13 protein-coding genes and 2 pseudogenes are annotated in these 12,987 nt (G+C 69.4%); 5 read left to right on the top strand and 10 right to left on the bottom strand.

Going from position 1 to position 12,987, the window contains the following annotated elements:
- Positions 1–132: 132 nt before the first annotated feature.
- Positions 133–621: a DUF3995 domain-containing protein gene (locus tag NQ706_RS08895; protein ID WP_038569730.1), complete on the bottom strand. Its 489-nt coding sequence runs from the start codon at positions 619–621 to the stop codon at positions 133–135.
- A 27-nt stretch (positions 622–648) separates the two neighbouring features.
- On the bottom strand, positions 649–1,077 hold the full coding sequence (locus NQ706_RS08900; RefSeq protein ID WP_074040449.1) for a dienelactone hydrolase family protein: 429 nt from the start codon (positions 1,075–1,077) through the stop codon (positions 649–651).
- Between the two features lie 148 nt (positions 1,078–1,225).
- Between NQ706_RS08900 and NQ706_RS08905 the strand changes: the two genes are divergently transcribed.
- The 4 genes from NQ706_RS08905 to NQ706_RS08920 all read left to right on the top strand — a co-directional run bounded on the left by NQ706_RS08905 (position 1,226) and on the right by NQ706_RS08920 (position 5,754).
- Entirely contained in the window at positions 1,226–2,572 is a 1,347-nt protein-coding gene (locus NQ706_RS08905) for a cytochrome P450 (RefSeq protein ID WP_038569732.1), read from the top strand.
- 150 nt (positions 2,573–2,722) lie between these two features.
- Positions 2,723–3,256 carry a GtrA family protein gene (locus NQ706_RS08910; RefSeq protein WP_235181956.1) on the top strand — a complete coding sequence of 178 codons (534 nt, stop codon included), beginning with the start codon at positions 2,723–2,725 and terminating at the stop codon, positions 3,254–3,256.
- Positions 3,253–3,897: an NUDIX domain-containing protein gene (locus NQ706_RS08915; protein WP_038569735.1), complete on the top strand. Its 645-nt coding sequence runs from the start codon at positions 3,253–3,255 to the stop codon at positions 3,895–3,897. The genes NQ706_RS08910 and NQ706_RS08915 overlap by 4 nt, the downstream gene beginning before the upstream one ends.
- Positions 3,898–4,080: 183 nt before the next feature.
- Positions 4,081–5,754, top strand: coding sequence for a formate--tetrahydrofolate ligase (locus NQ706_RS08920; protein WP_038569736.1), 1,674 nt, complete (start codon positions 4,081–4,083; stop codon positions 5,752–5,754).
- Between the two features lie 165 nt (positions 5,755–5,919).
- On the opposite strand, the gene NQ706_RS08925 is transcribed toward NQ706_RS08920, so the two are convergent.
- Positions 5,920–6,363, bottom strand: a complete 444-nt coding sequence (locus NQ706_RS08925; RefSeq protein ID WP_038569738.1) for a MarR family winged helix-turn-helix transcriptional regulator — start codon at positions 6,361–6,363, stop codon at positions 5,920–5,922.
- An 85-nt stretch (positions 6,364–6,448) separates the two neighbouring features.
- Between NQ706_RS08925 and NQ706_RS08930 the strand changes: the two genes are divergently transcribed.
- Positions 6,449–7,018, top strand: a complete 570-nt coding sequence (locus tag NQ706_RS08930; RefSeq protein WP_150112812.1) for a DoxX family protein — start codon at positions 6,449–6,451, stop codon at positions 7,016–7,018.
- Positions 7,019–7,240: 222 nt separating this feature from the next.
- Here NQ706_RS08930 and NQ706_RS08935 read toward each other — a convergent pair whose 3' ends face one another.
- The 7 genes and pseudogenes from NQ706_RS08935 to NQ706_RS08965 form a co-directional block, all read right to left on the bottom strand.
- Positions 7,241–8,071: a crotonase/enoyl-CoA hydratase family protein gene (locus NQ706_RS08935; RefSeq protein ID WP_038569740.1), complete on the bottom strand. Its 831-nt coding sequence runs from the start codon at positions 8,069–8,071 to the stop codon at positions 7,241–7,243.
- Positions 8,072–8,299: 228 nt separating this feature from the next.
- Positions 8,300–8,473, bottom strand: coding sequence for a hypothetical protein (locus NQ706_RS08940; protein ID WP_167539809.1), 174 nt, complete (start codon positions 8,471–8,473; stop codon positions 8,300–8,302).
- 124 nt (positions 8,474–8,597) lie between these two features.
- Positions 8,598–8,984 (bottom strand): annotated as a pseudogene (locus NQ706_RS08945) (low temperature requirement protein A); the annotation flags it as partial.
- A gap of 179 nt (positions 8,985–9,163) precedes the next feature.
- Entirely contained in the window at positions 9,164–9,646 is a 483-nt protein-coding gene (locus NQ706_RS08950) for a cysteine dioxygenase family protein (protein WP_038569745.1), read from the bottom strand.
- A 251-nt stretch (positions 9,647–9,897) separates the two neighbouring features.
- On the bottom strand, positions 9,898–10,572 hold the full coding sequence (locus tag NQ706_RS08955; protein WP_051806252.1) for a nitroreductase family protein: 675 nt from the start codon (positions 10,570–10,572) through the stop codon (positions 9,898–9,900).
- Between the two features lie 325 nt (positions 10,573–10,897).
- Positions 10,898–11,659, bottom strand: coding sequence for a DUF4352 domain-containing protein (locus tag NQ706_RS08960; protein WP_051806254.1), 762 nt, complete (start codon positions 11,657–11,659; stop codon positions 10,898–10,900).
- Between the two features lie 273 nt (positions 11,660–11,932).
- Positions 11,933–12,867, bottom strand: a pseudogene (locus tag NQ706_RS08965) (ATP-binding cassette domain-containing protein); the annotation flags it as partial.
- Positions 12,868–12,987 lie beyond the last annotated feature (120 nt).

Here is a 12,987-nt window from a genome sequence, read left to right on the forward strand (position 1 = left end):
GGGTGACAACCGCGAGCGTCAGGCAGGCCGGACTCGTGGTGATCTCGGAAGCACGCAGCGACGGCGCCGTCGTCGTCGCCTGGTCAGGGGAGGCCGGGTGCGTGGCGCACCTCGCGAGCAGATGCGCCCGCTTCACTCCGTCGGCTGGCCCTCGCTGTGGCGCGTCGACCACAGACCCGCGGCGAGGCTTGCGCCCCACACCAGGAACAGCGGATCCCAGATCCAGGCATGCCCGATCATCGCGGCACGGTCGAAGCCTCCGTCAGGGCGAACAGCGCCGAGCAACACGGCGTTGGCGAGCACCGTGTTCGCGCCACCCCACGCCACGAGCACGACGCTCCCTACCCAGCAGACGGGGCGCGTCAGACGACGCAGCGGCCAGCCCCGCCTCGCCAGCCAGAGCGGAGCGACCGCACTCACGCCCTTGACCAACGCCACCGGGTACAAGACCCACATGATGTCGGCGAACTGAGCCACGAAGCTGTCACCCATCGTCCACAACAACCCCCGCTCACCCAGCGCCCAGTAGAGCGTCACCGCGGCATGGATGACGCCGGCGAGTGCGGCGAGGACGAACCAGCACGACGCTGACGAGCGGCGACCTGACGGTTGGACGGTCACGCTCTCACCTGCCCGTCGAAGGGATGATCATGCCCGCTGAGTCAGCTGACGGTAGGTGCCGACGCTGCTGCCGGAACATGCAGATGGGCGTCGAAATAGTCGTGGATACGCTGCTAGGCGCGCTCGGCGTCGTCGCGGCTGCCGCCGAAGCCGGCCACGTGCCACAGCGGCGCGAGCGTCGGAATACAAATCGGGCACGATGACGACGTACCCCCACGACGCCATGCGTTCCGCGTGCGCACGCATGTCGTCGTTCACGCCGAAGATCTCCATCACCATGACGACGCCGGGCCACGGCCCGTCCCCGCCAGGGCGCGCAAGGTAGGCCGAGAGGCGCTCAGAGCCACCCTGCTGCCTCGAAGCCTGAGCCAGATCAACGGTGCGCATCAGGACGTCAGCCATGCCGTGACCGTACTCCAGAGGCCCCCACGCCCCGCTACGCCGCGACGTGAACATCGAACGAACACCCGTGCGACGAGCGGGCACAGCGCGTCGAAGGCGCCGTGCCAGAGCCGGAGCGGGCGACGTCAGCCGCGAGGTGTTCCCGTCACCGCCCTACATCTGTAGTGTGACGTGAGACACGTTCACAGCCGTTGGAGGCCTCATGTCCGCCCTCACCACGCGGATCCCCCGCCGCCTGGTCGAGCACGCCACACCCAGCGTGCGCTGGAGCCTGCAGCACGCCATCCCGCGCAGGGCGCTGGTGCGCGTCGCGTCGCAGGGCGACCCACAGGGGGTGCTGAGCACCGAGACGACGGGCCTGCTGCCGGAGGAGCTCGCGCCGATCCTCGCGCGCATCCGCGGCGGCGGCGCCATCGTGACCGGCAAGCTCTCGACGCTGACGGGCGAGCACGACGCCGTCAAGGAGGTGCTGACGAGCAACGACTTCCGCACCGGCCTCCCCGGCGACACCTCGCGCGCGGTCCGCGGCGCGCTGACGTGGGCGGCGAGCACGACGATCGGGCCGCTCGAGCCGCCGTCCCTGCTGGCCACGGACGGCCCCACGCACACGCGCAACCGCAAGCTCGTCACCCGCGTGTTCACCGCGCGCGCCGTCGAGGCCCTGCGCGAACGCACCGAGCAGGTCGCCACCGAGCTGCTCGACGACCTCGAGGCCGACGCGCGCGCCGGGCATGACGTCGACCTCGTCGCGCGCTACTGCGAGCAGCTGCCCGTCACCGTCATCGCCGAGATCCTCGGGGTCCCCGAGAGCGAGTACGAGACGGTGCTGCGTCTCGGCGGGCACGCCGGTTCGAGCCTCGACCTGGGGCTCGACTGGGCGACGTTCCGCCGCACCGAGAGCGCGCTCGACGAGTTCGACGCGTGGCTTGAGACCCACCTCGCCGCCAAGCGAGCGCAGCCGGGTGACGGCCTGTTCAGCGCGCTCATCCAGGCGCAGGACGACGGCGTCGGCCTCAGCGACCAGGAGCTCAAGTCGGTGGCCGGGCTCGTCCTCGCCGCCGGTTTCGAGACAACCGTCAACCTGCTCGGCAACGCCATCCGGCTCATCGTCGACCACCCCGAGCAGCTCGCGGCGCTGCGCAGCGGCAAGGCGTCCTGGCTCAACGCCGTCGAGGAGACGCTGCGTTTCGACCCGCCCGTGCTGCTGACGGCGCGCACGGCGACGTGCGACACGCGCGTCGCAGACGTCGACGTCGCCGCCGGGACGCTCGTCGTCACCGTCCTGGCGGCAGCCAATCGCGACCCGAAGATCTTCGACGACCCCGACGCGTTCGACGTGCACCGCGAGAACGCGCGCGAGCACCTGGCGTTCTCGTCCGGGCGCCACTTCTGCCTCGGCGCGGCCCTGTCACGGATGGAGAGCGAGGTCGCGCTGCGCGTGTTCTTCGACCGCTTCGACGTCGAACTGCTGCCGGGCTCCACCCGTCGGCCCACGCGCATCCTGCGGGGATACGCGACGCTGCCGGCGCGGTTGGCGGCGCGCGCCTGATCGGAAGGTGCGACGAGAAGCACGCGAGGCCGACCGCGGCGCGATCGTCGCAGGTGCCGCGCACGACCCAGGCGCCCCGACGGACAGCGCGGCCCCCGTCATCACCGCCCTAGAATCGAGCGACCCCGACGTCAGCCGAAAGCAGCCTCAGTGACCATTCCCGACGCACCGCCCGGATCGACGAAGAGCCGCCGCATGATGGAGCGGCTGCTGGCCGCGCGTCAGCAGCTCATCAGCTTCGTCGTCGTCGGCGGGCTCGCCTTCGTCGCGGACGCGGGCGGGTTCAACGTGCTTCGCTATGCCGGCCCTGATGGGCACGGCATCATGTACGACCAGGCCGTCACGGCGAAGCTCGTCTCGACGGCGCTCGGCGTCCTCGTCGCGTGGCTCGGCAACCGCTACTGGACGCTCAAGGACACGCGGCGCGAGCAGGTGCACCACGAGGTGCTCATCTTCCTCGCCGTCAGCGCCGTCGGCGGACTCATCGCCATGGGCTGCCTCGGATTCAGCCACTACGTCCTCGGCCTGACGAGCAAGCTCGCGGACAACATCTCTGCCAACGGCGTCGGGCTCGTGCTCGCGACACTGTTCCGGTTCTGGGGCTACAAGACGCTCGTGTTCGTCGCGGGCAAGCCTGCTGAGGACGTCGAGGTCGAAGCTATTGACGCACCGCCGGCCGCATGAGTGACGCGCACGGCGGGTGGACGACGACGGGCTCCCGCGAGGTCTACTCGAACCCGTGGATCGCCGTGCGCGAGGACGCCGTTCTACGGCCCGACGGCGGCGAGGGCATCTACGGCGTCGTGACGATGCAGCATCCGTCGGTGTTCGTCGTCGCGATGGATGACGACGGGGCCGTGCTCATGGTCTCGCTGTATCGCTACGCGACGCGCGGCATGTCGCTGGAGGTCCCGGCAGGCGGGTGCGACGGCGACGACCTGCTCGACGCAGCACGCCGCGAGCTGCTCGAGGAGACCGGTTTCGTGGCATCCGAGTGGCACGAGATCGGGCGGATGAACGCGCTCAACGGCGTGTGCGATGCACCCGAGTTCGTCTATCTCGCAACGGGTCTGACGATCGGCGGCCGCGCGGACGTCGAGCCGCCCGGCAACGTCGGTGCCCTGGGTGACGGCACCGTGGCCGACGCAGCCGACATCGCGAGCGCCACCGTCGACGTGGAAGCCGAGCAAGCTGCCGAGGGCATCGACGCCGTCCGCTTCGTACCATGGGACGAGGCGATGAGCCTCGTCCGTGACAGCACCATCAGCGACGGCGAGACCGTCGCGGCCCTCATGTACGCGGCACTCGCGACGGGGCGCATCTGAAACCCGGAGATCGTGTCCTGCGCGCCCTCGGAACGCAGCAGCACACTCCAACCAGGCCCACCCGTTCGCATCCGAACGACACCTTGCGTCAATCGCGCCCCAACTCGTCAGTAACGCTCTACCGTCGAGACGGACGCTCGCGCTCGGGCGTCCGACCTGCGCTTCACCAGACCCGAGGAAGACATGCCGACCGACGTCGAAATCGCCGCTGCCACACCGATGCTGCCGATCGAGGAGATCGCCGCGAAGATCGGCATCCCCGCGAACGAGATCTTCCGGTACGGCCCGCACAAGGCGAAGGTCTCGCTGCCATACGTGCAGGGCATGCAGCGTCGCGAGGGCAGCAAACTCATTCTCGTCACCGCGACGAGCCCGACGCCCGCCGGTGAGGGCAAGACGACGACGACCGTCGGCCTCGTCGACGGCCTCGCCCACATCGGTGAGACGGCCGCCGCTGCGCTGCGCGAGCCGTCGATGGGCCCCGTGTTCGGCATGAAGGGCGGCGCCGCCGGGGGCGGCAAGAGCCAGCTCAACCCGATGACGGACATCAACCTGCACTTCACCGGCGACTTCGCCTCCATCGCCGAGGCGCACAACCTGCTCGCGGCGCTGATCGACAACCACCTGCAGCAGGGCAACGAACTGGGCATCGACCCGCGCCGCATCACGTTCAAGCGCGTGCTCGACATGAACGACCGCGCACTGCGCGACATCGTCATCGGCCTCGGCGGCCCGACGAACGGCGTGCCGCGCGAGTCGGGCTTCGACATCGTCGTCGCCTCCGAGGTCATGGCGATCTTCTGCCTCGCCACGTCGATCGACGACCTCAAGGAGCGCCTCGGCCGCATCGTCGTCGGCCACACCTACGACACGGAGCCCGTGACGGCCGCCGACCTCGGCGCCCACGGCGCGATGACGGCACTGCTCGCCGACGCGCTCGCGCCCAACCTCGTGCAGACGCTCGAGGGCAACCCGGCATTCGTCCACGGCGGCCCGTTCGCGAACATCGCGCACGGCTGCAACTCGGTGACGGCGACGAACACTGCTCTCGCCCATGCCGATTGGGTCGTGACGGAGGCCGGTTTCGGCGCCGACCTCGGCGCCGAGAAGTTCATCGACCTCAAGTGCCGCTTCACCGGCCTGCGCCCCGACGCCGCCGTCCTCGTCGCGACGATCCGCTCGATGAAGTACCACGGCGGCGTCACCGTCACCGACCTGACGAGCGAGAACGTCGACGCGATGCGCTCCGGCATGAGCAACATCGAACGGCACCTGCACAACCTGCGCGAGGTGTGGGGCCTGCCCGTCGTCGTCGGCCTCAACCGCTTCCCCAGCGACACCGACGCCGAGATCGCCGCGTTCGTCGAAGGCATCGAGAAGCTCGGCGCGCGCGTCGAGGTGTGCACCCACTTCTCCGATGGCGGCGCCGGCGCGGCGGGCCTCGCGCGCGCCATCGTCGAGGCGACCGAGGGCGGCACGCCCGATCTCCATTTCACCTACGACGACGGTCTGACGCTCGTCGAGAAGGTCGAGAAGATCGCGACGACGATCTACGGTGCCGGCTCGATCGCCATTCCGCCGGCGGTGGCGAAGCAGATCGCGCAGTTCGAGGCCGAGGGCTACGGCCACCTGCCCGTCTGCATCGCCAAGACGCAGAAGTCGTTCACGACCGACGACGCGATGCGCGGCGCCCCGTCCGGCCACGTGCTCGAGGTGCGCGAAGTTCGCCTCGCCGCCGGCGCCGGTTTCGTCGTGTTCGTCTGCGGATCCCTCATGACGATGCCCGGCCTGCCCAAGAAGCCCGCCGCGCTGGCCATCGACGTCGACTCCGAAGGCCACATCACCGGCCTGTTCTGAACCACCTGATCTGACCAGGCGATTCCAGGTCTGTGCCCGGCCGGCCCGCGGCCGGCCCCGCCGTTCCACGTCGCGTCGCGGCGCCGCCCGCCCTCTTGCGTGCACGTGCACCCGGGTGCACTTGCACGCAGGTGCATGTGGGCGCATGGGGTAGGCGACGCGTCGTCAGGGAACGAGTTTGCGCAGGATCCGCGCGAGGTCGACGCGATCAGCCGCGTCGAGACGGTCGATGAACACCTCACGCACTCTCGCCACATGAGGGGGCGCGGCCTTCTCGATTGCTGCGCGCCCCTCACGCGTGATGACGACGCGCGCGCCACGCGCGTCCTCGGCCACGTCATGGCGCTCGACGAGACCACGCTTGGCCATGCGCGTCACCTGGTGAGAGACGCGGCTTCGTTCCCACTGCAACCCGGCGGCGAGTTCGGAGAGGCGACGTTGCCCGTCGGGTGCGTCGGTGAGATGAACGAGTACCTCGAAGTCAGGCTCGGAGAGACCACTGGCCTTGAGGTCGCGCGCGATGACCACGTGCTGACGAGCATGAACACCCAGCCAGGCGCGCCACAACGCTTCCTCGTCGGAGCGCAGCCATCGACCGTCGTGATTCATACCACTCACCCTAGCGCCTGGTTGACACGTCACCTACCGAGCATGCCAAGCTTTAGGTGACACATCACCAACCTTGTGAGGACCGATGCGCACCACCGGCAACCTGTTCACCCTGCCCGCCCCGATCCGTGACGCCGGGCTCCTGCTGGCCCGCGCCCTGCTCGGAGCCGTCCTCATCGCCCACGGATGGCAGAAGCTGCACACGAACGGCATCGACGCCACCACCGCGATGTTCGAGAAGATGAGCGTCCCGGCGCCGCACGCCTCCGCATGGTTCGCGGCCCTCACCGAACTCATCGGCGGCGGCATGCTCGTGCTCGGCGTGCTGACGCCGCTCGCCGGCCTCCTCGTCGCCGTCGACCTCGCCGGTGCCTGGTGGTTCGTGCACCGCAGCCACGGCGTCTTCGTCGACGAGAGCGGTTGGGAACTCGTCGCCGCCCTCGGCCTCGCCGCCTTCGTCTTCGCGATCGTCGGCCCCGGCCGCTGGAGCGTCGACGGCCTGCTCAACCGCCTGCGCAGCCGCGGAGCCACCAGCGACGAGAGCCGCACTCCCAACGCCCTCACGCACGAGGACACCGCCGCGCGCGGCGCTCACGTCGCCGGCGCAGCCACCGACGCAACGGCTGACGACGCGCGCGCGACGGCGCCGGCCTGAGTCTGCTCCGAGCCGGCGGCCCCACCCGCCGTACCGAAGAGACGAGGCCCCCGACCTGCACGAGCAGGATCGGGGCCTGGCGCATCAGAGCCCGGCGCTGACGACGATGGGAATACTCACGTAGCGACTCGGTGGCCGATCGTCGAGGAAGGCCCGACCCCAGCGGGGACGAGGGCGCTCACAGGTCGGCCAGACATCACGCCGCTCAAGGCAGGACGCGGCTCAGGGCAGAACGCGCGGGCTGTATTTCGCCGCGCGAGCTTCGGCCAGCTGCGCCTGCTTGGCGCCGGCCTTCGCGAACGCCGCCTTGCGCGCCTTCGCCGTGTTCTGCGCCATGAGCAGGACGAACTGTTCGGCGCGCTCGCGCCGGAACGTCGTGCGTGCGGACGTGTTCCATGACCGGTTGAACAGACGCTTGGCGGCGGCCAGCTGGTCGGGAGACTTCTGCGTCAGCTCGTGCGCCAGATCCATCGCCGCGGCGAGCGGGTCGTCAGCCACCTCCGACGCGAGGCCCAGCTCGACCGCGCGTTCACCGGAGAGCATCTCGGCGGTCATCGTCAGCTTCTTCGCGACGTCGATGCCGACGAGTTCCTTGAGCGACTGCACGCCCGACATGTCGGGAATCAGCCCCCACTTGCCCTCGAGCACCGACCACTGCGCATCACTTGTCGTGTAGCGGTAGTCGCCGGCGAGCGCGATCTGCAACCCGCCGCCGTAGCAGTGACCGTGCACCGCGACGATGACGGGCACCGGCACGCGCCGCCACGCCCAGCACGCCTCCTGGAACGTGTTCGTGCCACGCCACGGACGCGGCAGGAAGACGGGCACGATCTTCACCGGCTTCGCCATGACCTCACCGAAGTCGAGGCCCGCGCAGAACGACCGCCCCTCGCCCGAGATGACGACAGCGCGCACCCCCTTGTTGCGGCGCACGTGATGCGCAGCGGCGACGAGCTCGCCGAGCATCGGCAGCGTCAGGCCGTTCAACTTCTCCGGACGGTTCAGCTTCACGTGCGCGATGCCGCCCGTGATCGTCGTCTCCACATTCGCCATCCCGCCAGCCTAGTGACGCGACCCGCCCTCGTGGGGCGATTCGTCGACGCCGGCACGCGACGTGGCGTGCGGGCACGGATCCGGCGCAGCCATTCCGAGCACCGGGCCCAGACGTCACGACACCTCGGCGCGACGGCCGTCGACCTCGTGCCCCTCGACCCCGAGGCTCTCAAGGACGTGCGCCTCGTGCTGGGCACGGGAGAAGAGTTCGAACGCGATGACCATGATTCACGGCACGATCGTGCAGATCGCAAGGACGACAGGGTCGACGTGCATGACCGAGACGTTCTCGAACGCCTGCGCCATGACGTGCAGACCACCACCGACGGCCGCGAGCGCCGGCCAGATGAGGACGTGGCTGTACCCGAAGCCGGACGAACGCCCACGGTGACGGTGCAGCACCGCGCCGAAGTTGGGGATGCAGTACGCCCACCAGAACCCGAACGCGATCGCGGCGGCCGCTGATGGCGACGAGCACGGCGCCCGTCCAGTCGATGCCCTGGCCCTCGATGTCCTTGATGCCCTGCAGCGTCAGGACGGTACCCGTGACGATCTCACCGATCGTGATGATCGTCAGCTGGCCGTGCCGTTCGACGATGTGATGCGCGTGCCATGGCGCCCCGGTGCCGCGTTCGGCGACGGCGGGCTCGGCGAGTTCGATGGGCGTCACGAGCGTGGTGATCGTGAAGATGACGACACCGATCATCTGCACCATCGTCAGCAGCCGGTGCAGCCAGTCGTCGGTGTCGTAGGCACTCGCGAACCACGAGTAGTCGATCCACGCCCAGATGATGCCGAAGCTCGTGAAACACGACGATCCGACGCCCGCCGCGACGTGCCCGTGCGCGAGCGAGTGCGCGAGCTGCGACGCGCCCGTGGCGACGGCGACGGCGAACGTCAGGTCGAAGAGCAGCTCTAGCGTGCTCCGACGCGTCCGCCCTCGTGCGGTCGCGCCCGCTCATGGGGCGCAGACGCGAACGCAGACTGTCGGGACCGACACGAGTGGGCGCGGCTTCACTCATGCGCACCATGTGACGGCAGTGCGACGCCGCCCCGCGCCTTGCCCACTTCGGCTCCTGGCGCGTCCGCGGCTCAGGCGGCGATCGCGACGAGCGAGCCGTCCACCACCTCGTACATGCGGGCCCCGACGAGCGACGGCGCGTAGGCGTGAACGCTCAGCGCCGGGGCATCGCCGACGGGGGCCGTGCGGTGCACGAGATCACCGGCGAACGTGCGGCTCTCCCCCGCCTCGACGATCGCGCTGACGGTGGTGCCGCGCACCCAGCGCTTCTCGCGCAAAGCTCCCTTGACGACGACGAACGCGCCCGTCGCGCGCCCGTGGTCGTGCCATTCGCTCGTCGACCCGGCCGGCCAGCTGATCGCCCACATCTGCAGGTGCGGCGTGCTCGCGAGCTCGACGCGGCGTCGCTCACCGCCGTCGGGCAGGTCGTCGAGGTGCGCGGCGAGCGACTCGTCCGAGGCGAACAGGCGCGCGACGCGCATGAGTTGCTCGTCGGTGAAGCTCGTGATGCCGGGGGCATCGGCTGCGGTGTCGGGTTGCGGGTGGCGGTTCATGCTGAGGCTCCGAGAGCTGGGGGTTGGCGTGAAGGGCGCCTGATGGGGCGCGATGGTGGCCTGATGAAGAGCGGGTAGGGCACGCCGACGGTGCGTCGTGGCCCTCCCCGACCTGACGACTGGTCCCCCCACCGTCTCACGTCGAACGTCGACGGTGGGGGCAGCGCGCCGACGAAGTCGTGTCGACTGCGCGTGTTCGCGGCGAGCGAACGCGAGCAGCACGAGCCAGCGCGTCGCGTCGGGGTCGTCGATCAGTCGAGTTCGAACGCGACGTCCGTCAGCGAGCGGCGGCGACGCGGCTTGTTCTCGCGCTCGATGTTGGCGGTGAGGTCGTATTCCTCGACGCGGCCGGCGAGCGTCGTGACGGCGGCGTGCTCACCGTCGCGTTCGGCGTCGGGCCAGGCGCGGCCGACGGCGATGCCCGCCATCGGCGCCCATGCCTCACCGAACGCGGCTCGCGTAGCGATGGCGTCGTGGTCGAACCCGGCGAACTGGTGGACGGCGAGGCCCATCGCGTGCGCCTGCAGCGTCAGGTACGCCGTCGCCTGGCCCGTGTCGTGTGCGGCGGTGGCACCGAAGACGAACTCCTTCGACGTCTCCGGCTGCTTCGCAACCTGCACGAACGAGACGGCGAGCATCGACGCAGCCGGCGCCCAGCGTCGATTGCCGCGCGCGAGCGTCTCGACGATGGCGGTGAACGTCGGATCCCACTCGTCGCCCTGACGGCGACCGACGAGGTAACGGTACGGCTGCGAGTTGCCGGCGCTCGGCGCCCAGCGGGCCGCGTCGAACAGCGTCGCGAGGTCGGTGTCGGAGAGGTCGTACGTCGGATCGAACACGGCCGGGCTGCTGCGGCGGGCGACGACATCGAGCACGGCGTCGGCCGGGGCCTCGCTCGTCGAGGAGAGAGCATCGTGAAGATTCATGCCACCACCCAAGCACGTCGCGCTGACAAGCACGGAATCCCGGCGCTGTGGGGAGGCTGAGAGTGCTGCGGAACGGAAGCGCCCGCCACCGCGGATGCGATGACGGGCGTCTCCCTCTTCCCCAAGAGTCCTGCCGCCGATGCGTGCCGGTTCAGGCGTGCAGGGAGCGGGCGCGGCGCCGGCGGGAAGAACACCGGGCGCCGCCGAACGTCGACGCGGGAGGTGTCGCGCGGCGTTCAGGTCGATGGGACGAGGGGGTCCGAGAGCCCTGCGCGGGGCGTGATGTGGGGATCACGCTGCGGCACACGGCGTCAGGGGTGAGCCTTCAGAGGGAGGCTTCGACGCCGTTGGAGAACATCGAGTCGTGCAGGCGCACCTTCGTCAACTTCGTGCCCTTCGGCGCGTCGAAGACGAGGATGCCCTTGAGCGTGTTGCCGGGGTTGATCTCGGTGTAGAGGGTGTCGTTGCCCTCGATGTAGATGGCGCCGTCCGAGGTCGCCTCGTAGCCGACCCCGTTCGCGTCGTAGGCCTTCTGGTCGTCAGCCGACAGCGACTGCGTCTCGGTGCCGGTGTTCTTCACCGTCACGTGCACGAGCGTGTACGCGCCCTGCGCCTTCTTGTTGAGATATTCGCCGCCGATGCTCGGCACGTCGCGCTCGATCTTCGTCACGGTGAAGGTGAACTTGCCGTCCGTCACCGACTGCCCGACGGCCGGCAGAGCGTCCTTCTTCTCCTCCTTCTTCGACTCGTCATTCGCGGTGTTCTTCGCGTCGCTCTTCGACGTGCCGGACGAGGACGCGCTCGACGCGGACGAGTCGTCCTTGTTGCCGCCGCCTGCCGCGCTGGCGATGCCACCGACGACGCAGAGGGCGAGCAGCCCCGTCAGGATCTTGTGACGGACGAAGAAGTTCTTCTTCTTCGGCGGCTCCTGCGGTTGCCACTGCTGCTGCGGGTAGCCCTGCTGGCCGTTCTGCGGGTAGCCGTTATGGGGGTAGCCCTGCGCGCCCTGCGGGTAGCCTTGCGCGCCGTTGTTGCCGTTCTGGCCGGTCGAACCGTCGAAGGGGGTAGCGCCGTTGCTGTTGTTCATCGTGCACTCCGGGGAAGAGTCGACGCAGATCGCGTCGGGTGAATGGAAGTGCCGCATCCGCCGATTGCTCGGCTGCGACCCCCGAAGATTCGCTGCCCGGCAGCACCTGCCACATCACCCGATCAGTCAGACGTCACCTGCCCGATCGGGCAGAGCCGCCGAGAATGGTGTCGAGCGATCGAGCCCGCCCCCCTCACTCGCCCCGGCGAAGCCAACTGAGTCAGTTGGTGCGACCTGCGTCAGCCGTGACTGACTCACCCGGCAACAACTGACTCAACCGCGCTCGCGCTCACGGCGAGAGCGCGCCGCGCGTACGTCATCACCGCCCGCGGTTCGGGCCCCCACGTACGACGCGAGGTGCTGGCCCGTCCGGGTCGAGGGGGCGGCCACGAGGTCGGCCGGCGTCCCCTCGAACACGACGCGGCCACCGTCATGACCGGCGCCGGGGAGGTCGATGATCCAGTCGACGTGCGCCATGACGGCCTGGTGGTGCTCGATGACAACGACGTTCTTGCCCGCGTCGACGAGTGCGTCGAGCAGTTCGAGCAACGTGCGGACGTCGGCGAGGTACAGGACCGTCGTCGGCTCGTCGAGGATGTACGTGCCGCCCTTGTCGCCCATGTGTGTCGCAAGCTTGAGGCGCTGGCGCTCGCCGCCCGACAGCGTCGTCAGGGGCTGACCGATGCGCAGGTAGCCGAGTCCGACGTCGTGCAGCCGGTCGAGGATCTTCGTGGCCGCATCCTTGCTCAGCATCGAACGCTGGACGCGCGGGATGACGCCCTCGTACGTGAGGTTGACGCCGTCGACGTTGATCTTCGTCGGCTCCTTGTGCAGGAGGTTGTCGAGCTCGCGCTTGGAGTAGTCCTTGATCGGCTTGTCCATGTCGAAGAACTTCGAGCAGGCGAAGATGCGGCCGTACCAGCCGTCCATCGTCATGCCGGGACGGTGAGAGCGCCCTCGGCGAGCGACTTGGCCTTGTCGAAGAGCTGATCGAGGCCGAAGTCGCTGACGCTGCCGCGCCCCTCGCAGCGCACGCACATGCCCCCGGTGACGGTGAACTGCCGCACCTCGCGGGTGCCGTCGGCTTCTGAGGGAGCCCGACCCGAAGCCGACGCGACGATGAACGAGTACGCCCGCGGGCCGCCGAGGCTCGGCGTCGCGATGCGCGAGAACAGGATGCGCAGCATCGCATTGACATCGGTGACGGTGCCGACCGTCGAGCGCGGATTCGCGCCCATGCGTCACGGAAACCGGCCCTGCGAATATGTACGAAAATCGCAGATGTGCACCCCCGACCAGGCGCAGAACGCCACGTTGTCGGTGGCCAC

Source organism: Dermacoccus sp. BD5 (genome assembly GCF_044878485.1).
Classification (GTDB): domain Bacteria; phylum Actinomycetota; class Actinomycetes; order Actinomycetales; family Dermatophilaceae; genus Dermacoccus; species Dermacoccus nishinomiyaensis.

Bases quoted from the DNA above. Each gene is read 5' to 3' on its own strand.
- NQ706_RS08900 (WP_074040449.1), bottom strand. From the start codon at position 1,077: ATGTTCACGTCGCGGCGTAGCGGGGCGTGGGGGCCTCTGGAGTACGGT.
- NQ706_RS08905 (WP_038569732.1), top strand. From the start codon at position 1,226: ATGTCCGCCCTCACCACGCGGATCCCCCGCCGCCTGGTCGAGCACGCC.
- NQ706_RS08915 (WP_038569735.1), top strand. From the start codon at position 3,253: ATGAGTGACGCGCACGGCGGGTGGACGACGACGGGCTCCCGCGAGGTC.
- NQ706_RS08920 (WP_038569736.1), top strand. From the start codon at position 4,081: ATGCCGACCGACGTCGAAATCGCCGCTGCCACACCGATGCTGCCGATC.
- NQ706_RS08925 (WP_038569738.1), bottom strand. From the start codon at position 6,363: ATGAATCACGACGGTCGATGGCTGCGCTCCGACGAGGAAGCGTTGTGG.
- NQ706_RS08930 (WP_150112812.1), top strand. From the start codon at position 6,449: ATGCGCACCACCGGCAACCTGTTCACCCTGCCCGCCCCGATCCGTGAC.
- NQ706_RS08935 (WP_038569740.1), bottom strand. From the start codon at position 8,071: ATGGCGAATGTGGAGACGACGATCACGGGCGGCATCGCGCACGTGAAG.
- NQ706_RS08950 (WP_038569745.1), bottom strand. From the start codon at position 9,646: ATGAACCGCCACCCGCAACCCGACACCGCAGCCGATGCCCCCGGCATC.
- NQ706_RS08955 (WP_051806252.1), bottom strand. From the start codon at position 10,572: ATGAATCTTCACGATGCTCTCTCCTCGACGAGCGAGGCCCCGGCCGAC.
- NQ706_RS08960 (WP_051806254.1), bottom strand. From the start codon at position 11,659: ATGAACAACAGCAACGGCGCTACCCCCTTCGACGGTTCGACCGGCCAG.